Source organism: Streptomyces sp. NBC_01296 (assembly GCF_035984415.1).
GTDB lineage: Bacteria > Actinomycetota > Actinomycetes > Streptomycetales > Streptomycetaceae > Streptomyces.
On record NZ_CP130720.1, the window covers coordinates 1,030,973 to 1,051,388 of the forward strand.

The 20,416-nt window shown below is 69.6% G+C and carries 21 protein-coding genes and 1 pseudogene; 13 read left to right on the top strand and 9 right to left on the bottom strand.

All coding sequences use genetic code 11. The annotated features are described in order from the left end of the window. Positions 1 to 20 precede the first annotated feature (20 nt). The 3 genes from OG299_RS05025 to OG299_RS05035 all read left to right on the top strand — a co-directional run bounded on the left by OG299_RS05025 (position 21) and on the right by OG299_RS05035 (position 2,153). Entirely contained in the window at positions 21 to 716 is a 696-nt protein-coding gene (locus OG299_RS05025) for an MBL fold metallo-hydrolase (protein ID WP_327360639.1), read from the top strand. A gap of 199 nt (positions 717 to 915) precedes the next feature. Further along, a complete protein-coding gene (locus tag OG299_RS05030; RefSeq protein WP_327360640.1) occupies positions 916 to 1,746 on the top strand; it encodes a cysteine--tRNA ligase in 831 nt (276 codons plus the stop codon). Then, a complete protein-coding gene (locus OG299_RS05035) occupies positions 1,743 to 2,153 on the top strand; it encodes a SixA phosphatase family protein (protein ID WP_327360641.1) in 411 nt (136 codons plus the stop codon). Before OG299_RS05030 ends, OG299_RS05035 begins: the two co-directional genes overlap by 4 nt. 121 nt (positions 2,154 to 2,274) lie before the next feature. Here OG299_RS05035 and OG299_RS05040 read toward each other — a convergent pair whose 3' ends face one another. Continuing rightward, the gene (locus OG299_RS05040) at positions 2,275 to 2,550 is read right to left on the bottom strand and encodes an isoamylase early set domain-containing protein (protein WP_327360642.1); all 276 of its coding nucleotides are present in this window, start codon (positions 2,548 to 2,550) and stop codon (positions 2,275 to 2,277) included. A 204-nt stretch (positions 2,551 to 2,754) separates the two neighbouring features. On the opposite strand from OG299_RS05040, the gene OG299_RS05045 reads away from it, so the two are divergent. From OG299_RS05045 to OG299_RS05050, 3 genes are all read left to right on the top strand, one after another. After that, positions 2,755 to 2,967, top strand: a complete 213-nt coding sequence (locus OG299_RS05045; RefSeq protein WP_327360643.1) for a hypothetical protein — start codon at positions 2,755 to 2,757, stop codon at positions 2,965 to 2,967. 328 nt (positions 2,968 to 3,295) lie between these two features. Continuing rightward, complete coding sequence (locus tag OG299_RS42675; protein ID WP_442817580.1) at positions 3,296 to 3,601, top strand: chromate transporter; 306 nt, start codon at positions 3,296 to 3,298, stop codon at positions 3,599 to 3,601. A 189-nt stretch (positions 3,602 to 3,790) separates the two neighbouring features. Continuing rightward, positions 3,791 to 4,111, top strand: a complete 321-nt coding sequence (locus tag OG299_RS05050) for an immunity protein CdiI family protein (protein ID WP_327360644.1) — start codon at positions 3,791 to 3,793, stop codon at positions 4,109 to 4,111. A gap of 115 nt (positions 4,112 to 4,226) precedes the next feature. Here OG299_RS05050 and OG299_RS05055 read toward each other — a convergent pair whose 3' ends face one another. The 5 genes and pseudogenes from OG299_RS05055 to OG299_RS05075 form a co-directional block, all read right to left on the bottom strand. Then, a complete protein-coding gene (locus tag OG299_RS05055; protein ID WP_327360645.1) occupies positions 4,227 to 4,367 on the bottom strand; it encodes a CorA family divalent cation transporter in 141 nt (46 codons plus the stop codon). Further along, entirely contained in the window at positions 4,364 to 4,522 is a 159-nt protein-coding gene (locus tag OG299_RS05060) for a hypothetical protein (RefSeq protein WP_327360646.1), read from the bottom strand. The genes OG299_RS05055 and OG299_RS05060 overlap by 4 nt, the downstream gene beginning before the upstream one ends. Then, positions 4,515 to 5,084, bottom strand: a pseudogene (locus OG299_RS05065) (CorA family divalent cation transporter); the annotation flags it as partial. The pseudogene OG299_RS05065 and the gene OG299_RS05060, both read right to left, overlap by 8 nt. A gap of 16 nt (positions 5,085 to 5,100) precedes the next feature. Further along, a complete protein-coding gene (locus OG299_RS05070; RefSeq protein WP_327280728.1) occupies positions 5,101 to 6,222 on the bottom strand; it encodes an IS630 family transposase in 1,122 nt (373 codons plus the stop codon). Positions 6,223 to 6,376: 154 nt separating this feature from the next. Further along, on the bottom strand, positions 6,377 to 6,685 hold the full coding sequence (locus OG299_RS05075) for a type II toxin-antitoxin system PemK/MazF family toxin (protein ID WP_327360647.1): 309 nt from the start codon (positions 6,683 to 6,685) through the stop codon (positions 6,377 to 6,379). A gap of 192 nt (positions 6,686 to 6,877) precedes the next feature. Between OG299_RS05075 and OG299_RS05080 the strand changes: the two genes are divergently transcribed. The 3 genes from OG299_RS05080 (at position 6,878) to OG299_RS05090 (ending at position 10,557) form a co-directional block, all read left to right on the top strand. After that, positions 6,878 to 8,101 (top strand): IS701 family transposase, encoded by a 1,224-nt coding sequence (locus OG299_RS05080; protein WP_327364457.1) that lies wholly within the window; start codon positions 6,878 to 6,880, stop codon positions 8,099 to 8,101. 440 nt (positions 8,102 to 8,541) lie between these two features. After that, positions 8,542 to 8,724 carry a hypothetical protein gene (locus OG299_RS05085; protein ID WP_327364695.1) on the top strand — a complete coding sequence of 61 codons (183 nt, stop codon included), beginning with the start codon at positions 8,542 to 8,544 and terminating at the stop codon, positions 8,722 to 8,724. A 510-nt stretch (positions 8,725 to 9,234) separates the two neighbouring features. Further along, positions 9,235 to 10,557 carry a polysaccharide deacetylase family protein gene (locus OG299_RS05090; protein ID WP_327360648.1) on the top strand — a complete coding sequence of 441 codons (1,323 nt, stop codon included), beginning with the start codon at positions 9,235 to 9,237 and terminating at the stop codon, positions 10,555 to 10,557. A gap of 37 nt (positions 10,558 to 10,594) precedes the next feature. Here the strand turns inward: OG299_RS05090 and OG299_RS05095 are convergent, their stop codons facing one another. Further along, positions 10,595 to 12,769 (bottom strand): transglycosylase domain-containing protein, encoded by a 2,175-nt coding sequence (locus tag OG299_RS05095; RefSeq protein WP_442817487.1) that lies wholly within the window; start codon positions 12,767 to 12,769, stop codon positions 10,595 to 10,597. A gap of 219 nt (positions 12,770 to 12,988) precedes the next feature. On the opposite strand from OG299_RS05095, the gene OG299_RS05100 reads away from it, so the two are divergent. From OG299_RS05100 to OG299_RS05110, 3 genes are all read left to right on the top strand, one after another. Beyond that, a complete protein-coding gene (locus OG299_RS05100) occupies positions 12,989 to 14,128 on the top strand; it encodes an amidase domain-containing protein (RefSeq protein WP_405699750.1) in 1,140 nt (379 codons plus the stop codon). A 229-nt stretch (positions 14,129 to 14,357) separates the two neighbouring features. Beyond that, positions 14,358 to 15,731: an MFS transporter gene (locus tag OG299_RS05105; protein WP_327364458.1), complete on the top strand. Its 1,374-nt coding sequence runs from the start codon at positions 14,358 to 14,360 to the stop codon at positions 15,729 to 15,731. Positions 15,732 to 15,763: 32 nt separating this feature from the next. Continuing rightward, on the top strand, positions 15,764 to 17,722 hold the full coding sequence (locus OG299_RS05110) for a helix-turn-helix domain-containing protein (RefSeq protein ID WP_327360651.1): 1,959 nt from the start codon (positions 15,764 to 15,766) through the stop codon (positions 17,720 to 17,722). Here the strand turns inward: OG299_RS05110 and OG299_RS05115 are convergent. Continuing rightward, positions 17,704 to 18,621 carry an MBL fold metallo-hydrolase gene (locus OG299_RS05115; RefSeq protein WP_327360652.1) on the bottom strand — a complete coding sequence of 306 codons (918 nt, stop codon included), beginning with the start codon at positions 18,619 to 18,621 and terminating at the stop codon, positions 17,704 to 17,706. The two genes, OG299_RS05110 and OG299_RS05115, sit on opposite strands and share 19 nt — an antisense overlap. 101 nt (positions 18,622 to 18,722) lie before the next feature. On the opposite strand from OG299_RS05115, the gene OG299_RS05120 reads away from it, so the two are divergent. Continuing rightward, positions 18,723 to 19,652, top strand: coding sequence for an AraC family transcriptional regulator (locus tag OG299_RS05120; RefSeq protein ID WP_327360653.1), 930 nt, complete (start codon positions 18,723 to 18,725; stop codon positions 19,650 to 19,652). A gap of 85 nt (positions 19,653 to 19,737) precedes the next feature. Here the strand turns inward: OG299_RS05120 and OG299_RS05125 are convergent, their stop codons facing one another. Next, positions 19,738 to 20,409 carry a DUF4360 domain-containing protein gene (locus tag OG299_RS05125; RefSeq protein ID WP_389868286.1) on the bottom strand — a complete coding sequence of 224 codons (672 nt, stop codon included), beginning with the start codon at positions 20,407 to 20,409 and terminating at the stop codon, positions 19,738 to 19,740. Positions 20,410 to 20,416: the final 7 nt, after the last annotated feature.

The following is a 20,416-nucleotide window of genomic DNA, read 5'->3' on the forward strand; positions in this document are numbered from 1 at the left end:
ACGACCCTAGGAACCGCTCCATGCACAGCCAGCTCGCACCCGGCGTCACCCGCATCGCCACCAGCAAGCGCGACAACGCCTTCCTCGTCGACGGCGACGACGGCTTCACCCTGGTCGACGTCGGCTGGTCCAAGGCCCCGCGCGTCCTGCTGAACGCGGTGGCCGACCTGGGCCGCAAGCCCTCCGACATCCGACGCGTCGTCCTCACCCATGCCCACCCCGACCACGTCCAGGGCGCGGCCGAACTGCGCCGTCACACGGGCGCGCAGATCCTCATCCACGCCGCGGACCGGGCATGGCTGGAGGCCGGACGCGTCCCGGCCGAGGGCCGCTCCGGCCCGGTGGGACGCCTCATCGACCGACTGCCCAAGCTCCACTGGAACCCCACGGACCCCGACGGCACGGTTGCCGACCGTGACGTGGTGGAGGGCAGCGGCGGGCTGCGCGTCGTCCACACCCCCGGCCACTCCCCCGGGCACGTCGTCCTCCTCCACGAACCCAGTTGCACCGTGCTCATGGGCGACGCGGCGTTCAACCGCGGCACGTTCGCACTGGGCCCGTCGGCTCTGGCCGCAGACCCGGATCTGCGGCCCGGCAGCCTCGCCCGCATTCCACAGGACGTGAAGGCCGTCGGCTTCGCCCACGGCGCCCCCCTTGCCGGCCGCGAGGTACACGCCTTCCAGCAGTTCCTCCGACAGCTTCACAGCAGCACCTGAACGCGGAGGGTGGCGGCGCGAGCGGCAGAGGTGGCCAATCCGCGGGCGCCGACGGTACCCGAGGAAACGCCGGGGCAGTGACCATCGAGTACTGAGGCGGGGCGTCGCTGCGCCTCCCTCTGGCGGGCGCAGCGGCAACGTCTGCGTTCTGCTCAGGTCCTCCCCGGTACCGGAGGTTTTCAGGACTAGCCTTCGCATCATGCTGCGCATTGCCGACACCCGGACTGGCCGCTTCGTGGAGATTCCTTCCGGACACCGCCACCTGCTACGCGTCTGTGTCCACCTGCCGGCCATCGGCACCCGGGTCGGCGCGGTGGACCTGCGGGCGCCCCTGGTCGGTGACGTGCTGGCGCGTACCGCGGAGCTGCGTGGTCTGCAGGCCCTCACGGTCCTCATCACACCGGACCTGCCACATGAGCAAGGCCAGGCACTCGATCGCGCCATGGCCGTTCTCGGCATCCACCCGCCCGCCACTGTCGGTGCACACCAACTCACCGAGACACTGTGCGCCGCTGCCGACGTGCACCTTCTCGCGTACGGCGCTGCCACTCAGGACGGGGTCGGCGGAGTCCGGGTCGACGTGGGCCAGGTCAGCCCGGCACCTCCGGACGGGGATGTCCCGGACGGAGCCCCTCTCCTCGCCCCGGGTCTTCTGGACGAGTTCGCCCCGGCGGGGACCGATCCGCTGGCTGTAAGGATGCTGTTGCTCGGGCACGCCCACCACACGCCGGTCACGGTCACCGGCGCAGGGCTCACCGAGGCCCGGCGGATGCTGCGGCGCTGGCGGCAGCAGGTGGCCGACTGGGCGCAGGAGCCCTCCAGGCCGATCCCCGCCGACGTGCTGCGACAGGCCCAGGCCGCACTCGCCGACAATCTCGGCGTCCCCGTCGTCCTGGACATGCTGCGCATCGTGGCCGGGCGCGCCGATGTGCCGGCCGGTGCCAAATTCGAGACGTTCGCCTTCCTCGACCGGATCCTCGGGCTGGACCTCGCGCGCGAGGTGGGGCACCAGCACCCGGCGATGCCATGACGTCAGGCAACTCCCGGCGCCTGGTCGTCCTGCGGCCCGCCAAGTCCGCCTGGCCACTGCCGGCCGACCACGAACGGCCGCTCGCCCCGCGCGGCCGCCGCGAGGCCCCGGCAGCCGGCCACTGGCTGCGTGAGGCCGGCTGTGTTCCCGACCTCGTCGTGTGTTCCTCCGCCCGGCGTGCCTGCCAGACGTGGGACCTCGTCGCAGCTGAGGCCGAGTTCGGCGCCAGCATGCCGGTGATCTACGAGGTACGCCTCTACGGGGCGAGCGCGGAGGAGTTGCTGAGCGTCGTACGGGAGATCCCCGCGCAGGTCGGGACGCTGATGCTGATCGGGCACAACCCTGGCGTGCAAGAGCTGGTGCTGACGCTTGCCGATGAGGCTGACGGCTACGCGCTGGAGCCCTGATGCCGCCGACGCCTACGCCCTCGTCATCGCCCAGGTCCGACCCCACCCGCCCGCAGACGAGGCGCGAGCAATGACGGGCTCGACGTGACGAGCCGTGCCCGGTCATGCCTGGTTGGGCTGATCAGGTGTGCAGGCGGCTGTTGGGTGCGTCCTGGTCGCCCACGCTCTCGTCGTTGAACCAGTAATCCCCGGCGGCCAGGTACCGGAAGGAATGCGTGCTCTTGCTCGGCAGCTCGACCGTGATGGCCCGCCTCCCATCTTTGCGGGGCCGCAGGGTGTGGGCACCGGGCTGCCAGTCGTTGAAATCGCCCACCACGCTGACGGGGCCGGGTGGGGTGTCAGCGGGCAGGACAAAGGTGACCTCCGTGCGGTTCTTGCGCAGCGTGCGCTCCAGCATGGTGCGGGCTCCTGACAGCAAGTGGGGGTGGAGGTCGTGCCCATCGGACCTGAAGGGATGGCCCGCCTTCCGACGCCGCCACATCGAGGGACGGGCGTCACCCGTGTGCCTCGCTTCGCAGTCGACATGATGCAGACCGTCACGCTGCGTGTCAGCGTGATCCGAGAGGAATCCGTACCCCACGCATCAAGAGGAGTCGCCGTCATGGGCGGTACGCAGGACAAGCATCAGGCGCCGGGCAAGGGCCGCGAGGCGCAGGAGCACCGTCGCCCCGGAGACCCTGCGCAGCCCCAGCCGGGCAAGCCGTCCCGCGAGCAGGGCCAGAAGCCGGTCCAGAAGCCGGGCGAGGAAGAGGCGACACGTAGTCGCGAGGACGACCTGCTGCGCGAAGAGGACCTGCACGACGAGACGTTCTGACCAGAGCACGACTCGTCCCCGTACGCAGAGCCCGGCCGGTCCACAGTCACCCCGGCCGGGCTCTGTCACGTCGCGCCCGATGCCGTCCCTGAGGCCCGCAGCTGCACACGACGTCGACGCCACGGCAGGCCTGCGCTGTCCGGGAAGCCACCAGCGGAGGGCGGATCTACCCTGCAATGCGCGACATCCCGTGAGTTCCCCTGAGCCCTGCTGAGTCCTTGTCCCCGTGGCCAGGGTGTTCGGTCTCCTTGGAGTGTTCTTCGAGCCGGTGGCGCATGGGTGACCTTTACCCTCCTGCTTCCTCTTCATCTTCCTCGGCGCCCCCTACATCGAGCGCCTCCGCGGCAACCGCTCCGTCTTCGCCGCACTGAGCGGCATCACCGCCGCCGTCGTCGGAGTCATCGCCAGCCTCGGCCTGTACTTCGCCTTCCACACCCTCTTCAAGGAGGTGGACGAGACTGGCTGGGGCTCACTGCACCTCCTCCTCCCCGACCTGGCGAGCATCCGCCCGAGCGCGCTGGCAATCACGGCGGCAGCCCTGCTGATGATCTTCAGGCTGCGGTGGAGCGTCCTGCGCACCCTCGGCGTCTGCGCCGCACTAGGCCTCGCAAGCGCGGCTGTCCAAGCCTTGTGACGACAGTGACGTCACCTCTTCCGCGCAGCCCTCGCCCCCATCGAGAGAGATTGTGGACAGATGCTCTAACGTGCGAGTTCCCGGCAGTGATCGCTGTGGAGCTGTCAGCCCTTGTGACTGAGCGCCACAGTTGGCCACTGAGCATTTCAGTTGGCCGCCCGTGTGCTCAGCGCCGTGCAAGGCTGTGGCATGCCCTATCACCTGCGGTTCTTCTTCGAGTACGGAGTCGACACTCCGTTGTGGCCAGGCCCGTCGGGCATGCCCGACCTCGACAGCCCCTACGGGTACCCCTGCGCCCTGGAGAGACTGCCCATCACTCCGACCACCAGCAACGAGCTCACGAGACTTGCCGACCTGTACCAGTCCTCACTCGACTGGGACCACCCATCGGGCCCCTCGCCTTGGACCTGTGAGCAGCAGGAATCGTTCCGGCGTGAGGCCGACACGGCGCTGAAGGCGTTGCGTCGCGAGCTCGGAGACGACTGGACGGTTGAGGACCGACGGGGCTGATCCTCACTTGTGGCCAACAGGTGTGCTCGGCTGGCCAACCGTGATGCTCAGTCACAGCCCTTCGACCATGGAGAAGTCATCGTGGCGGCTGCCTACCCCTACACCGGGCGGGTCGCTAGAGCCATTTGTTGCGGCGCAGCGCGCGGTAGATGACCGTGCACACGATCGCCATGAAGGCCCAGACCGCGGGGTAGCCGTACGGGGACTTGAGTTCGGGCACGTGCTCGAAGTTCATGCCGTAGACGCCGACCATCATGGTGGGGACGGCGATAGTGCGGCCCAGGCGCGGATGCGGCGCATGTCGGCGTTCTGCTGGACGCCGAGCTGGGCGATGCTGGCGCTGAGCATGCCGGAGACGAGTTCATCGAAGGACAGGATCTGTTCGCTGACCCGCTGGTGGTGGTCAGCCACGTCCCGGAAGTACGTGGCGACCTTCGACGGAATCCCGGGGACCGTTGCCTTCACTGAGGCGCTGCAGGGCGCCGTCGAGCGGCATCACGGCTCGCTTGAATTCGAGGAGCTCGCGCTTGAGCTGGTAGATCCGCCCGGCGTCCACCGGGCGGTCCGGGGAGAAGACCTCGGCTTCCAGGGAGTGGGAGTCGCTGTCGCCGGCGAAGGCGTCCGCGACCTCGACGTAGCGGTCGACGACCATGTCCGACACGGCATGCAGGACGGCCGCGGGGCCGGAGCCCAGTTGCTGCGGATCGTCCTGGTGCTGCCGGCGCACGTCATCGAGCGGCGGGGCGCTGCCGTGGCGGACGGTGATCGCGAAGCCGGGGCCGGCGAAGACCATGATCTCGCCGGTGTCGACGATCTCGCTGGTCGCGCTGGCCTTGTCGTGGTCGACGTAGACGATCGTCTTCAGCACGAGAAACAGCATGTCGCCGTAGCGCTCCAGCTTGGGCCGCTGGTGGGCGTGGACGGCATCCTCGACGGCGAGGGGGTGCAGACCGAAGGCCCCGGCGACCTCCTGGAGCTGCTCCTCGCCCCTAGTGTCCTGCGCCGGAGATCCGTTGGCAGAAGCGGGCGAGTGAGTCGAGGATCTCTTCGGCTGTCTTGGTCCAGGTGAACGGGGTCGGGTTTTCGTTCCACTGCTTGACCCAGGCTCGGATGTCGGCTTCCAGGGAGCGCACACTCTTGTGGGCGCCACGGCGGATCTTCTGGTCCGCGAGGAAGCCGAACCATCGCTCAACCTGGTTGATCCAGGAGGAGCCGGTGGGTGTGAAGTGCAGGTGGAACCGTGGGTGTTTGGCCAGCCACGTCTTGATGGCCGGGGTTTTGTGGGTGCCGTAGTTGTCGCAGATCAGGTGGACCTGAAGGTGTTCGGGGACCTCTTTGTCAATCTTGATGAGGAACTTCTTGAACTCCGCGGCCCGGTGGCGACGGTGCAGTGAGGTGATGACTTCACCGGTCGCGACGTCGAAGGCCGCGAACAAGGTGGTCAGCCCGTTGCGAACATAGTCGTGAGTGCGGCGCTCGGGCATGCCGGGCATCATCGGCAGCACTGGCTGAGAGCGGTCAAGAGCCTGGATCTGGGACTTCTCGTCCACCGACAGCACCACCGCTCCTTCGGGCGGGTTGAAATACAGCCCCACCACGTCGTAGAGCTTCTCCACGAACAGCGGGTCCGTCGACAGCTTGAACGTGTCGCTCAAATGGGGCTTTAGCTGGAACTTCCGCCAGATCCGGCCCACTGTCGACTTCGACAGGCCACTGCGGGCGGCCATCGATGAACGCGACCAGTGAGTGGCGTTCTTCGGGATCTCCTCCAGCGTGCCGACCACTACCGCCTCCACCTGATCAACGCTGATGGTGGGTGGCCGGCCAGGCCGGGGCTCGTCGACCAGCCCGTCCAGCCGGGCCGCCAGGAACCGGCGACGCCACTTGCGGACCGTGTCGGCCGCGATATGCAACTCCCGTGCCACCACGACAATCGGCGGCACATCAGCACCGGCACACGCCAACACGATGCGGGCCCGCAAGGCCACCGCCTGCGCAGATGACGCCCTGCGGACCCAACGCTCCAACACCACACGCTCATCGGAAGACAACAACAACGGTTCCAACTTCGGACCACGACGAGGCACCGGCACATCCGCAGAAGCAGTCATACATAAACTAACGACGGATCTCCGGCGCAGGACACTAGTACTCCAGCCGTAGTTCGTGATCTCGATCGTGAGGGGCGCCGAGGAGGCAGCTGGCAGCGTCGATCATCTGGACGAGACCGACCACGCCGTCGCGGGCGTTCGGTTCCTTCTCCGCCTACCCGAGTCCACCCAGACGGAGGGCGTTCCTTATCTCGCTGAGTTTCGCGGAGGACAGGGCGCCCGCCCGCTCGATCAGGTCGTCCCGGGACACGGTGGTCAGCCACGTGCAAGGGGTAAAGCCCGGACGCGGCAACGCGAACCGCAGCACGCCTTCAAAGGGCAGTCCTTCCACGGCGCCTACTGCCACTTCGACGCCCAGACCGGTGATGTCGACACCCGCCCGAGCGACGACCTGCATCACCCGGATCCCGGACGCGTCGTCTCCCGACAGCAGCACGACCGGCCGCCGCTCGTCGAACTCCACCCACCAGACTTCGCCACGTTGCACATGTCCTCCTGACACAGGAACGGCGGGCGGATGCTGGGCGACCCCGACGCGCTGTGGAGACGGGTGCGGCCACCCGTTGATCATCGGTGTGTGAAGACAAACGATCACGCGGTGGCCGCAGGTCACAGCGTAGACCCTGCCCGCTGGCAGGAGGCGTTCGAGGGCCTGATGAGCCGGATAGCGGGACGGTTCACACGGGTCGAACCTCGGTTCCGGGTCCGGAAGTTGGTGCTCGGACTGCTGTCGGACCTGCCGTGCAAGAACTGCTGGACCATCGCCGAATGGGCCGGGGAGAGGACCCCGGACGGCATGCAGCACCTGCTCGGCCGGGCCAAGTGGGACGCCGACCGGGTCCGCGACGATGTGTGTGACTACGTGGTGGACCACCTGCGCGACGACCAGGCGGTACTGGTGGTCGACGAGACCGGGGACGTGAAGAAGGGCACCGACACGGTCGGCGTCCAGCGCCAGTACACCCGTACCGCGGGCAGGATCGAAAATGCCCAGGTCGCCGTCTACCTGGTCTACGCCGGCCGGCGCGGGCACGCGGCAGTGGACCGGGAACTGTACGTCCCGCGTTCATGGACCTCCGACCCTGACCGCTGCCGGGATGCCGGATTCGACCAGGACACCGCCTTCGCCACCAAGCCGGAACTGGCCACTCGTATGGTTGGCCGGTGCCTGGACGCCGGCCACCAGGCCGCATGGGTCGCCGGCGACGAGGTCTACGGCGGCAACCCCAAGCTGCGAACCACACTGGAGGAACGCGGCACCGGCTACGTCCTCGCGGTGGCCTGCTCGCACGAAGTCACCACCGGGGCGGGGAGGTTCCGTGCGGACACCCTGACCAAGAAGGTGCCCAAGCGGGCCTGGCAGAAGCTCTCCGCAGGGGCCGGGGCCAAGGGCCACCGTCTCTACGACTGGGCAGTCATCGACCTCGCCGACCCCCGACCCGGGAGTCGTCAGCTGCTGATCCGCAGCACCGGCGAACTCGCCTACTACCGCTGCTACTCGCGCGCACCCGTGCCGCTGACCGTGCTGGTCAGAGTCGCTGGATCAAGATGGCGGGTGGAGGAGTTCTTCCAGTCGGGCAAGGGCCTGGCCGCACTCGAGGAGCACCAGGTCCGCCGCTATGCCTCCTGGTCCCGCTGGGTCACCCTCGCCATGCTCGCGCACGCCTTCCTCGCCGTCGTACGCGCAGACGAGCACACCCGCCCCGCACCCGATGCCCTCATTCCGCTCACCTGCAACGAGATCCAGCGCCTGTTCATCACACTCGTTGTCCGACCCGTCCACGATGCCGCCCACCGGCTCGGTTGGTCCGACTGGCGGCGCCGCCACCAGGCCCGATCCCAGGCCAGCCACTACCGTCGACAAGCCACTCAGGCATGAAGATCACGATCTACGGCTGGAGTACTAGGGCATGCCGGGGTGGGTCGTGCACTCGCATTTGATCAACAAGGCGCGCCAACCAACGCCCGGTGCGAAACGGGCTCAAGAGGCAGAACTCAGCCTGATTCCCTGCGCATCCACTTTGCCCCACCTCGACCATAAACAGGTCGTGCTCAACGCAGCGTAACCAGCACCGAACCAGCACGGGGTGGGTTGCGAGGGGTGCTGACGTGGGGTTTCAGGTCAGCACCAAACCAGCACGGGAGCCAGCACAACCTCCCCAAACCAGGTGTAACTCTGCAATTCCAACAGGGCTTCGCAACCCCGTTCCGGAGGGGTTGCGGGGCAGGTGTTCGGGCAATGTGGTGTGTGGACACATTAGTCGTGGGCTAATTGTGATGGCTGGCCACATATGCGGTTGACCTGGGGACTCCTACGTTGTGGCCACACCCGACGTCCCCGAAGACACCCTGGAAGTGGTGCACATGGTCTCCCCCGCAACCGCCCCGAAGGCCTCGTCCGGCATCAGACGGATCGTCGCCGCTAGCCTCATCGGGACCACCATCGAGTGGTACGACAACTCACCCAACCAGAGCTACGACCTGCGGTTTCCCCACCCCTGAGACAGAAAGGTCAGCACGAAACCAGCACCGGAAAGCGGCGTGGCCCTGTGGCGCCGTGAGGCCGCACAGCTGAAGCAGCACGAAGACACCGTCGCTCATGACCTCCCCAGGTGGTCGACCACGCGGACAGGGGTGGCTGGGCGCACTCGTGGTCGGGTGTGGCCGATGGACGCCAGCGACCGGCCGGACGAACTGATCAGCCTCGGCCCGCTCCAGTCGGCGAGCGCGTCGGCAGCGCCGCCCTTCGCCGGACAGGTCGACGCCCCCGGCCAACACTCACCTGACCACTCGCCAGTGACGACGACATCGGGTCGCATTCGTCCGAGCACGGCCACAGCCCCTGAGGCCGGGGCCCCGTCCCCGAGGCGGGTAGCCAGTGTGGGGCTGTGAGTTGGCTGTGAAGCGACGGGTTGAGGAGGCTGGAGTGTGGGATGAGTGCGGACAAGTTCTATATTCGTATGAACCATCCACACGCGGCCCGGCTGCGGGGATCTCAGGGAGACGACTGCGATGGCCGACACCGACACCGCTCCGGCTGCCCGGGCGGAGTCCCGGAGTTCCCGCAAAGTACGGAGGAAGGCGCAGAACCGCAGACGCCTGGGCCTGGGCGTCGCCGTGATCGCCATAGCCGGGGCCACCGCCGCCGCGTTCGCCTTCACGAGGAGCGGTTCCGAGGGGGCCGCCCAAGGCGATGCGAAGCTCGGGGCTCCGGGCGGTGCGGCCGACGGGGCCGCCGCCGCGAAGAAGGCCGAGGAGGCCTGGGACGGCAAGGTCAAGGTGCTGGGAGACGGCTCGACCTCCTACACCGGGCCACAGCCGGGACAGCTCAAGCCCGAGCGGCTGAAACCCGGGGAGAAGCCGCCGCAGTTCGTGGTGTTCTCCTGGGACGGCGCGCTGGAGGGCGACGACCACCTCTTCTCTCACTTCCGCCAGGTCGCCCGCGAGAACAAGGCTCACATGACCTTCTTCCTCACGGGCATCTACCTGCTCCCGGAAAGCAAGAAGACGCTCTACCGGCCGCCGCAGCACAACCCGGGCTCGGCCGCCATCTCTTACCCGACCGTCCCGCACGTGAAGGGCACGCTGGAGCAGTTGCGCGGCGCCTGGGGCGACGGCGACGAGATCGGCTCGCACTTCAACGGGCACTTCTGCGGGCCCAAGGGCGGCGGGGACTGGAGCCCCGCCGAATGGAAGAGCGAGATCGACCAGACGTATTCGTTCGTCAAGAACTGGAAGACCAACACCGGTTTCACCAAGGAGGCGCCGCTGCCTTTCGACCCGGACCGGGAAGTGGTCGGAGGCCGGGCGCCCTGCCTGGAGGGCCAGAAGAACCTCCTGACCGCGATCAAGCCGTACGGCTGGCGCTACGACGCGAGTTCCGCGGGAGACTTCCAGCTGTGGCCGTCCAAGCAGGACGGCATCTGGAACTTTCCCCTGCAGCTCGTACCGCTGCAGGGCAAGGAGGTGCAGGTCCTCTCCATGGACTTCAACTTCCTCTTCAACCAGTCGGGCGACAGCACACAGGGCGACCCGGCGAAGTTCGCAGCGTGGCAGGCGCAGACCCGGGCCTCGTATCTGAACGGCTTCAACCGTGTCTACAACGGCAGCCGGGCGCCCATGTTCGTCGGCAACCACTTCGAGGACTGGAACGGCGGCATCTACATGAAGGCCGTCGAGGACGTGATGAAGGACGTCTGCCCGCGCCAGGACGTCCGCTGCGTGTCGTTCCGGGAGCTGGCGGACTGGCTCGACGCGCAGGACCCGAAGGTCCTGGCCCAACTGCGCACGCTCGACCCCGCGCAGGCACCGGACTGGGCTTCGCTCATCAAGTAGACGGGGGCCCGGGGCCGGGCAGCGTGCGCTGCCCGGCCTACTTCACCGCCTTGATGTAGTCGGTCCACAGACGCACCGCCCGCTCGCTGCCGGGCGTGCCCGGGGCGTCGCCGCCCAGTCCCGTCAGCGGCAGCGGCACCAGGTCGGTCAGCGACATCCGGTAGACCACCACGGCCGTGGACTCCTGCTCGGTGCTCGCAACGAACCAGCCCGCCGTATTCGCGGCCGTCGTTCCGGTCTTGCCCGCCGCCCCGGCGTGCGCCTCGCCCGCCGTCTTCGCCGAACCCTCGGTGACCGCATCCCGCAAGGCGTCCGTCACGGCCTGGGCGGTCTTGGCCGTCACGGCCCGGCTCGGCTGCGGCATGTCGAGCGGGACTGCAGAGCCGTTGCGGCTGGCCGAGCGCACCGAGTAGGGGTCGGTGTGCATGCCGTCGGCGGCGAAGGTCTCGTAGGCGCCGGCCATGCGGATCGCACTGGGCATCGAATTCTCTCCGAGCGCGAACGTGGGAATCCGTGGCCCGAGACTCGATCCGAGCAGGCCTGCGCGCTGGGCGAACGACTGCACCCCGTCGAGGCCCACATCGAGGCCGAGTTGCAGCATGGGAGTGTTGACGGAGTTGGCGACGGCCTGGCGCAACGTCACCTGGCCCCAGTTGCGACCCTCGTCGTTGCGTCCCTTCACCACCTTGCCGCTGCGGTCCCAGTACGGCCCCTCGGGCGTCTGCACGGTGACCTGGTCGTCGCCGTTGTACGTGGTGGAGGGGGAGACGGGCGTACGGGTCTTGCCGCGTGAGCGCAGCACCCCTTCGTCGAGCGCGGCGGCGTAGACGATCGGTGTGAACGCCGTGCCGACCGGGATCGTCGTCGCGTTCGACTCGTTGAAGCCCTGCTTCAGATAGTCGGGGCCGCCGTACACGGCGAGCAGCCGCCCGTCGGGGGCGACGCTCGCCGCGCCGATCTTCGCGTGTTTGTCCGTGTCGGGACGCCGCTCGGCGTCGAAGTCCTTCTGCGCCTTTTGGACGGCAGAGGTCAGGGCCGTCATGCGGGTCCGGTCGAAGGTCGTGTAGATCTGGTAGCCGCCGAGGTCGAAGTCGGAGTCCGTGATGTGGCCCGCCTTGATCGCGTAGGCCTTGGCCAGCTCGACCAGATATCCGGTCTGCGCGCCTGGAGTGCCGGGGAGGGCGGCCCCCAAGGGCTCGGGGAATGTGGTGTAGGTGGCGCGCTCGGCGCGCGTGAGCCGGCCGGTCTCGACCATGCGGTCCAGGATCCAGGCCCAGCGTTCGACGGCCCGCTCGTGGTTCTCCTTGCCGAGGGCCGGGTCGTACAGCCCGGCGCCCTTGAGGAGGGAGGCCAGGAAGGCGCCCTCGCCGGCATTGAGCTGCGATACGTCCTTGCCGTAGTACGCCTGGGACGCGCGCTGGATGCCGTAGGTCCCGCGCCCGAACCAGCTGGTGTTGAGGTAGTCCTGGAGGATCTGCTCCTTGTTCCGCTGGTTGTCCAGTTTCACGGCGAGCAGGAGCTCGGTGAACTTCCGGGACATCGTGCGGTCCTGGCTCAGGTAGGCGTTCTTCACGTACTGCTGCGTGATGGTGGACCCGCCCTGGGTCTCGCCCCCCGTCGCCGCGGCGCCCAGGGCGCGCAGGACGCCGGACGGTGACACGCCGGGATCCGAGTAGAAGCTCGCGTTCTCGGCAGCGAGAACGGCTCCCTGGACCTTGGGAGGCACCTTGTCCAGCGGCATCTCCTGCCGGCTGACCCAGCCCGTCCGGGCCATCGTGGAGCCGTCGGCCCAGTAGTAGACGTTGTCCTGCTGGGTGGCGAACGAGTTGAGGTCTTCGGGTATGTCCGTGGTCGCGTAGGCGTACGTGATGAAGCCCGCCAGGACTATGAACGCGTACAGGCAGGCACCCAGCCACTGGCGCCAGGAGGGTATCCACCGGCGCCAGCCACTGCGGCCCGGTCTCGGGAAGGCGGGTCGCAGGCGCCGCAGTTGTGTGCGCGCCGCAGCGGCGGCCGGCGCGAGGGCGCCCGGCAATCCGGCCGCCGCCTGGGGCCGACGGCGCGTCCCGGTCTTCCTCCGGCGGCCCGACGGGGCTGCTCCGCTGCCCTCCGGTGCCGCCCGCCTGCCCCACGATCGCCCTCTTGCGGACGTATCCTGCCTGCCCACTAGGAATGCCCCCTTGCTGCGCTTTCCTGCATACCCTAGAGGCATTTGCTGTGAGGTCGGCGTGGTGGCATCGGCTTCCGGCCGCGAGGTACGGCGCCAGTGGCGGAGGGTGACAACCGGAGGCAGGTCGCCCTGCGCTCGAGGCGATTCCTGTCAGGTGACCGTCTACGAAGCGGAACGCGCCGAAGGAGACGAAGGAGCCGCCTGGTTGTGCGAAGATTCCGTCCCCCGGTTCGTGTGGACCGGGTGACAAGGGGAAAAGCAGTGATACCAAAGAGGTTCAGGCTTGCCGTCGGCGCAGCCTTGACCGTGACCCTGTCGTCCGCGACGCTGTTCGCCTACTCCGCAAGTGCGGGTTCCGGGCCCGAGGCAGCCGACCGCGCGACCGTCGACGCCTTCGCCCGCATAGCCGACGACGTGCTCTCCCAGCGCACCCAGGCTCTGGTCGAGGAGCAGCCGGGACACCGCAACTCCGGCCCGTCCTCCGCGAAGACGCGCATGACGGCCCAGCTGAAGAAGGACGAGGACGCCGCGATCTCGTCGCTGCAGTCCCGTAAGACGCGCCTGGCGGCGCTCGGCGAGGCCTACACAGGTGCCACCACCCACGTCGCCGTGGACCGGGCCACGGTCACCGGCGGGAAGGCGACCGTCGAGGTCTCCGAGGACACCACGCTCGCCTACAAGAAACTGCGCGGGGACGAGCCGGCCACGACCGACTTCCGGACGCGCTACGAACTGACCCTCACCAGCAAGCGGGGCGGTGCCTGGGAGCTGACCTCGATCAAGTCCCTGGACAACGGCCCCGTCGCGATCAACGAGCCCGTGGCGGCCAAGACGAAGGTCGCCAAGGACGACGGCAACCAGTATCCGGACGGCACTCCCGCGTCCACCAAGTACCCCGCCCCGGCGAAGCCCAAGGCGAAGACCGGCGGTGCGTACGACTACACGGCCATGGCGAAGTACGCGGAGAAGTACTGGAGCAACTACAACCCGGCGTACCGCAAGTTCGGCGGAGCGGGGGGCGACTGCACCAACTTCATCAGCCAGGCGCTCAAGGCGGGTGGCTGGAAGACCGTTCCGGGCCCCACGACGGACTACCGCAACTGGTCGTACGACGGCACCCGCCAGACCGACTCCTGGGTCGGCGCGAACGAGTGGGCGTGGTTCACGCTGTCCAACCAGCGGGCCGCCAACCTGGCCAACGTCTACCAGACGGACGTCGGTGACATCGTGCAGGTGGACTTCAACAGGGACGGGTCCAAGGACCATTCCATGATGGTGACGTACCGCAGCAACGCCGGAATGCCGTACCTCACGTACCACTCCACCAACACCTACCGCAAGTCGCTCGCGAGCATCATCGCGTCCTACCCGGACGCGATCTACTACGCGTACCGCACCTGACGGGTGCCCTTCGGCTGCTCCTGCCGCGGAACCCCCGCGGCAGGAGCAGCCGGCAGGGCTTGCCGACCTCCTCCTGGCGAGCCCGGAGAGGGGCGGTAGGGGTGATGTGGTGTGCGGGCACACTTGGCCGGGGCTGAATATGATGACCGGCCACATATGCCGGTGAGCTGGGGACTTCTACGTTGTGGCGACACCGATCGTCCCCGCAGACCCCCTGGAAGTGGTGTTCATGGCCTCCCCCGAGACCGCTCCCCCGACCGCCGGATCCATCAAGAGAATCGTCGCCGCCAGTCTCATCGGGACCACCGTCGAGTGGTACGACTTCTTTCTGTACGGCACTGCCGCCGCGTTGGTGTTCAACAAGCTGTTCTTTCCCACCGGCGATCCGCTGACCGGGACCCTGATCGCCTTCATCACCTACGCCATCGGGTTCCTGGCCCGGCCGCTCGGCGGGGTGGTCTTCGGGCATTTCGGGGACAAGGTCGGGCGCAGGAAGCTGCTGGTGCTGAGCCTGCTCATGATGGGCGGGGCCACCTTCGCGATGGGGCTCCTGCCCACCTACGCGAGCATCGGCGTCGGGGCACCCGTACTGTTGACCGTCCTGCGGCTGGTGCAGGGCTTCGCCCTCGGTGGTGAGTGGGGCGGGGCGGTGCTGATCGTGTCCGAGCACGGCGGGGCCGAGCACCGCGGGTTCTGGGCCTCCTGGCCGCAGTCCGGTGCGCCGGGCGGGAACCTGCTGGCCACCGGGGTGCTCGCGCTGCTCGCCGGTGTGCAGTCCGATGCCGCGTTCCTGGCCTGGGGCTGGCGCGTCCCCTTCTTGCTCTCCGGTGTCCTGGTGATGGTCGGACTGTGGATCCGGCTGTCGGTCTCCGAGTCCCCCGTCTTCCTCGCCGCGCAGGCCGCCCGGCAGGGGCGCGAGGACGAGGCCCCCGTCGTCCAGGTGTTCCGCAAGAGCGCGCGCCAGGTGCTGACCGCCATCGGCACCCGGTTCGGCGAGAACATCTCCTACTACGTACTGACCTCCTTTCTGCTGGTCTATGTCACCGTGCACTTGGGGCTGCCCAAGAGCACCGCGCTGAACGCCGTGCTGATCGGCTCTGCCGTCCACTTCGTCACCATCCCCGCCTGGGGCGCGCTCTCGGACCGGATCGGCCGGCGCCCGGTGACCCTGATCGGCTCGGTCGGCATGGCCCTGTGGGCGTTCGGGTTCTTCGCGCTCGTCGACTCGAAGTCCTTCGCCGTCATCACCGTGGCCGTCACCGCCGGACTGCTCCTGCACGGCGCCATGTACGGGCCCCAAGCGGCCTTCATCTCCGAGATGTTCGACACCGACGTGCGCTACTCCGGTGCCTCGATGGGCTCGCAGCTCGCCTCGATCGTCGCCGGAGCGCTGGCTCCGCTCATCGCCGTCGAACTCCTCAAGGACTACGGCTCCTCCGTTCCCGTCTCCCTCTATCTCTGTGCGGCCGCCGTGGTGACCACCCTCACCGTCGCCTTCGCCCGGGAGACCCGCGGCCGTGATCTGGCACAGGCGGGTAGCGGGCCCGCCGCCGCCTCCGGCGGGCAGGCGGCTCCGCTCCCGGCCGCCGCGGACCCGGCCTGATACGCTCCGGCCGGCCACGGAAGAATGCCCCCATGACCTCCGGACACGCATCCGCCCTGCTCGAACTGCTCGGTCTGCTGCGCCGCGGCGCGCCGGTCGAGCAGTTCGACCGCCCCGCGGCGGACGCACGTACCGCCGGGGCGGGCCCTGCCGAGCAGGCCCTCGTGGCCGAGGCCACGCGGGTGGCTCTGGACATCCGGCGTACGCTCGATCAGCACCGGCGGCGCGAGGCCGAGCTCACGGCCCTGTTCGACACGGCCGGCGACCTCGCCGCCCTGCGCGATCTCGACGCGGTGCTCCGGGCCATCGTCCACCGCGCCCGGATGCTGCTGGGCACCGACATCGCGTACATGACGCTCAACGACCCGGTCGTCGGGGACACGTTCATGCGCGTCACCGACGGCTCGGTGTCGGCCGCCTTCCAGCAGCTGCGGCTCGGCATGGGCGAGGGGCTCGGCGGTCTGGTCGCCCAGACCGCCCGTCCGTACGCCAGCGCCGACTACCGCACCGACGACCGCTTCCGGCACACGGACACCATCGACAACGGGGTCCGCGAGGAGGGCCTGCGCGGCATCCTCGGCGTCCCGCTGCGCGTCGGCACCCGCGTGATCGGGGTGCTGTACGCGGCCGATCGGGCGGTGCGCGACTTCGCCCCCGATGCGGTCGCGCTGCTCTCCTCCCTCGCCGCCCATGCCGCCGTGGCCATCGACGGCGCCCGGCTGCTCGAAGAGACCCGCGCCGCCCTCGTCGAACTCGGGGTCGCCACCGAGACGGCCCGCGCCCAGAGCGAGGCGATGCGGCTCGCCGCCGAGACCCACGACCGCCTCACCCGCCTCGTCCTGCGCGGCGGCGACGTGGCCGACGTCGCCCAGGAGGTCGCCGCCCTGCTGGGCGGCAGCCTGGTCGTGCACGACGGCGATGGCACCGAGCTCGCGCGGGTCGGCACGGATCCGGTCGGCCCGCCGGCCCGCGGCCTGGCGGCGTCGCGCTCCGGCGGCCGGGCCGTCGCGGTGGACGGGGTATGGGTCTGCGCGGTCCTGGCCGGGCCGGAGCTGCTGGGCAGCATCACCCTGGGCGGACGCGGCGACCTGCCCGACACCGAGCGGCGGCTGTTCGAGCGGGCCGGCCTGGTGACGGCCCTCCTGCTCCTGCTGCGCCGGACCGTCGCCCACGCCGAGGAGCGGGTCCGCGGCGAACTGCTCGGCGACCTGCTGGCTCCGGCGGCGCCCGGCCGTGTCCGCGACACCGACAGCCAGACCCTGCGGGCCCGCAAACTCGGGGTCGACCTCACCCGCCCGCACGCCCTCGTGGTGCTGCACTGCGACGCCGCGCTGCGGCCCCGGCTTGCGGCGGAGGCCGCCCGCCACGCACGCGCCCGCGACGGCCTGGCCGGGCTGCACCAGGGCCGCGTCGTCCTCCTCGCCCCGACCGACGGCCCGGGCCCGCTCGCCCGCTCGCTCGCCGCCGAGCTGGGTCAGGCCCTGGGCGCCCCGGTCACCGCGGGCTCCGCCGGGCCCGCCGCCGGACCGGAGGGGCTGCCGGGCGTGTACGCCGAGGCGCTGCGCTGCCTCGAGGCCCTGCACGCCCTCGGCCACACCGGCGGCGGGGCGGGCCTGCCCGACCTCGGGTTCCTCGGGGTGCTGCTCGGTGACGGGGCGGACGTGGGCGCTTACGTCGAGCGGGTGCTGGGGCCGGTCATCGCGTACGACACGCAGCGCGGGACGGAACTGGTGCGCACCCTGGAGGCGTACTTCGCGCACGGGGCCGGCCTGGCCCGCACCAAGGACGCGCTCCACGTGCACGTCAACACCGTGGTGCAGCGCCTGGACCGGGTCCGGCAGATCCTGGGCGAGGACTGGAACACCCCGGCCGGGGCGCTGGAGATCCAGCTGGCCCTGCGGATCCTGCGGGTGACGGCGGCCGGGCCGTCCCGGCCCCGCCCGCTCCCGAAGGCGCCGGTCCCCCGCTCGCCTTACCCGACCTCGACGTAGCCCGCCCACTCCCCGAGGGCGAACTTCTGCCCCTGGCGGCGCACTTCCACCGCTCCCGTCCCGCCGAAGTGAGCGGGTACGAGCAACTCGGCTTCGTCGGCGGCGCGTTCGAGGATCCGGCGGCGGCTGGCGGCGGCCTGCCCGGCATCCAGGCAGAAGCAGCTGTTGCAGGCGGGCTCCAGGATCTGCACCGGGCTGTGCAGCAGGTCGCCGACGAAGACGGCCCGGTCGGTCCCGGAGGCGAGCCGCAGGACGGCGGATCCGGGGGTGTGTCCGGGCGCGGACTCGAGGGTGAGGTGCTCGTCGATGCGGTGCGCGCCGTCCCAGAGCACCGCCTGCCCGGCGTGGTGGACGGGCGCGATGCTGTCCTCGTAGATCAGCCGGTCGTCCTCCCGGAGGCCGCCGCCGTACCCGTTGCCGGGCCCGAAGTGGTGGTCGTCCGCGGCCGGGATGAGGTACTGGGCGTTGGGGAAGGCCGGCACCCAACCCCCGTCCGCGGCCACGGTGTTCCAGCCGACGTGGTCGCCGTGCACGTGGGTGTTCACGACGATGTCCACGTCCTGCGGCCGGACTCCGGCCCGTGCCAGCTCCCCGAGGAAATCGCCCTGCCGGTGGTGGAAGAGCGGCGAGCCGGGCCGCTCCCGCCCGTTGCCCACGCCCGTGTCGACCAGGACGGTCTTCCCGGCGCTGCGCAGGACCCAGGTCTGCAGGGCGAGCACCGTCCGGTCGCTGTCCGTCTCCCAGTGGTCCGGCGACAGCCAGTCCTCGTTCTCCTTCCACACCTCTGCCCCGACGCCCGGCACGAGGTTGCGCGGCGGCCCTAACGGCCCTGTCCATTCGATGACCCGGGTGATCTCGACGTCGCCCAGCATGATGCTCTGCCTGCTCTCGTTCTTCATGTCGTCGAGTCTAGGAAGCGCCACTGAGCCTCTCAATGCCCGTCCGGCTCATATGGATACGTGCTCGTCTCACACCTGAGGCCTATGGCTAAGCTGGCCTCATGGATGTGGTGAGCGACGCCATCGCGGCCGTACGGATCGGCCGACCCTCCTCCAACCGTGTCCGGGTGAGCGGGCGTTGGTGCACGCGCTTCGCCCCGTACGAGGGTGCGGGCTTCCACGTGGTGCTGGAGGGCTGCTGCTGGCTGCTGCCCGACGACGGCGGCCCGCCGGTCTCCCTCGGCCCCGGCGATGCGGTGCTGCTGCCGCACGGTACGGGGCACGTGATCGCCGACTCCCCCGCCGATGCGGCGGCTGTGGCGCGGGCGGTGCCGTTCGAGCTGCGGCCCGCCGGGACGCTGCCGGGCCGGGCCGCGGCGGCCGCCCCGGGCGAGGTGGAGATGCTGTGCGGCAAGTACCGGCTCGACCGCAGCCGGGTCCACCCGCTCATGCTGGAGCTGCCGAAGGTGGTCCACCTGCCGAACCGGGTGGGAGTGCACCCCGAACTGCGGGCGGCGATCTCCCTGTTGGGCGGCGAGCTCGGCGGCGAGCCGCGGCCGGGGGCCTGTATGGCGGTGCCCAGCCTGCTCGACCTGCTGCTCGTCTACATGATCCGTTCCTGGATGGCCGAGGGCCCGGGCGGAGTCTGGTCGGCCGTCCTCGGCGACCCGGTCGCGGCCGCCGCCCTGCGGGCGCTGCACTCGGATCCGGCCGCGCCCTGGACCAACGACCGGCTGGCGGCCGAGGCGGGCGTCTCCCGTCCCACGCTGGCGCGCCGGTTCACCGCGCTGGTCGGCCGCCCGCCGATGGCGTACCTGACGTGGTGGCGGCTGACGTACGCCGCCACCCTGCTCCGGGACACCCCGGATCCGCTGGCCGCGATCGCGCGCCGGGTGGGGTACGGCACGCCGTACGCCTTCTCGCACGCCTTCAGCAGGGAGTTCGGGACCACACCGGGCCGCTACCGGGACGCGGTGGCGAAGGCTTGGTAGACGGCCGGCCGGCCGGCCGGACGCCCGTGAGCGGCGGGGACGGATCGCCGCCACCGCCACTCAGGGGTCCGGGGAACCGGCCGGCTCAGCGCCGGACCGGACACTGCTTCCACGAGAAGTGGTACACGCTGTTGATGCTGCCGTCCGTGGAGTCGACGGTCATGTAGCTCGTCTTGTTCTTGTCGGAAGTCCCGACGTCCGCGCGCAGCTCGGTGTTGATGTTGAAGTTGCGCTGCTCGCCGCAGGGGGCGAAGACGAGGGCTTCGATGCCGGTGGTGTCGGTCACCTGCCAGTTGTCGTCGAGCTCGCCGTGGAACTGGTGGGTGCGGTTGGCGGTCTGGCTCATGCCCTGGAAGTAGTAGCTGGCCTTCTGGGTACCGGTCGCGCCCGGCTCCAGCTTGCCGTAGCCCCGGTAGTCGACGTGGGACACGGCGTACGTGTAGCCCTGCGGGACGTGCACGAGGAGGGAGAGGAGGCAGTTCTTGCGGCCTTCGGTGGCGGCGACGCCGCCGCCGGCCGAGGCCAGGTACTCGCTGTAGGTGACGGTGAAGGCCGAGTTGTCGGGAGCCACGGCGACGGCGGCGCTGCCGGGACGGCAGCCCGAGCCGTTGACCGAGGCGACGTCGACGGCCACCCGGCCGGGGGGTGCGGCGGCGGTCGTGGCGTCGGCCCCGGCCGAGGGGGTGAGCGTGACGAGGCATCCGGTCACGGCGGCGGCGGTCAGTACGGTGCGAGCGGTGCGAAGTGACTTGATCACGTCGCCA

Coding starts and splice junctions, on each gene's coding strand:
- OG299_RS05105 (WP_327364458.1), top strand. CDS start 14,358: ATGGCCTCCCCCGAGACCGCTCCCCCGACCGCCGGATCCATCAAGAGA.
- OG299_RS05095 (WP_442817487.1), bottom strand. CDS start 12,769: ATGCCTCTAGGGTATGCAGGAAAGCGCAGCAAGGGGGCATTCCTAGTG.
- OG299_RS05040 (WP_327360642.1), bottom strand. CDS start 2,550: ATGCTGGAGCGCACGCTGCGCAAGAACCGCACGGAGGTCACCTTTGTC.
- OG299_RS05045 (WP_327360643.1), top strand. CDS start 2,755: ATGGGCGGTACGCAGGACAAGCATCAGGCGCCGGGCAAGGGCCGCGAG.
- OG299_RS05110 (WP_327360651.1), top strand. CDS start 15,764: ATGACCTCCGGACACGCATCCGCCCTGCTCGAACTGCTCGGTCTGCTG.
- OG299_RS05025 (WP_327360639.1), top strand. CDS start 21: ATGCACAGCCAGCTCGCACCCGGCGTCACCCGCATCGCCACCAGCAAG.
- OG299_RS05115 (WP_327360652.1), bottom strand. CDS start 18,621: ATGAAGAACGAGAGCAGGCAGAGCATCATGCTGGGCGACGTCGAGATC.
- OG299_RS05090 (WP_327360648.1), top strand. CDS start 9,235: ATGGCCGACACCGACACCGCTCCGGCTGCCCGGGCGGAGTCCCGGAGT.
- OG299_RS05080 (WP_327364457.1), top strand. CDS start 6,878: ATGAGCCGGATAGCGGGACGGTTCACACGGGTCGAACCTCGGTTCCGG.
- OG299_RS05120 (WP_327360653.1), top strand. CDS start 18,723: ATGGATGTGGTGAGCGACGCCATCGCGGCCGTACGGATCGGCCGACCC.
- OG299_RS05055 (WP_327360645.1), bottom strand. CDS start 4,367: ATGATGGTCGGCGTCTACGGCATGAACTTCGAGCACGTGCCCGAACTC.
- OG299_RS05035 (WP_327360641.1), top strand. CDS start 1,743: ATGACGTCAGGCAACTCCCGGCGCCTGGTCGTCCTGCGGCCCGCCAAG.
- OG299_RS05030 (WP_327360640.1), top strand. CDS start 916: ATGCTGCGCATTGCCGACACCCGGACTGGCCGCTTCGTGGAGATTCCT.
- OG299_RS05050 (WP_327360644.1), top strand. CDS start 3,791: ATGCCCTATCACCTGCGGTTCTTCTTCGAGTACGGAGTCGACACTCCG.
- OG299_RS05070 (WP_327280728.1), bottom strand. CDS start 6,222: ATGACTGCTTCTGCGGATGTGCCGGTGCCTCGTCGTGGTCCGAAGTTG.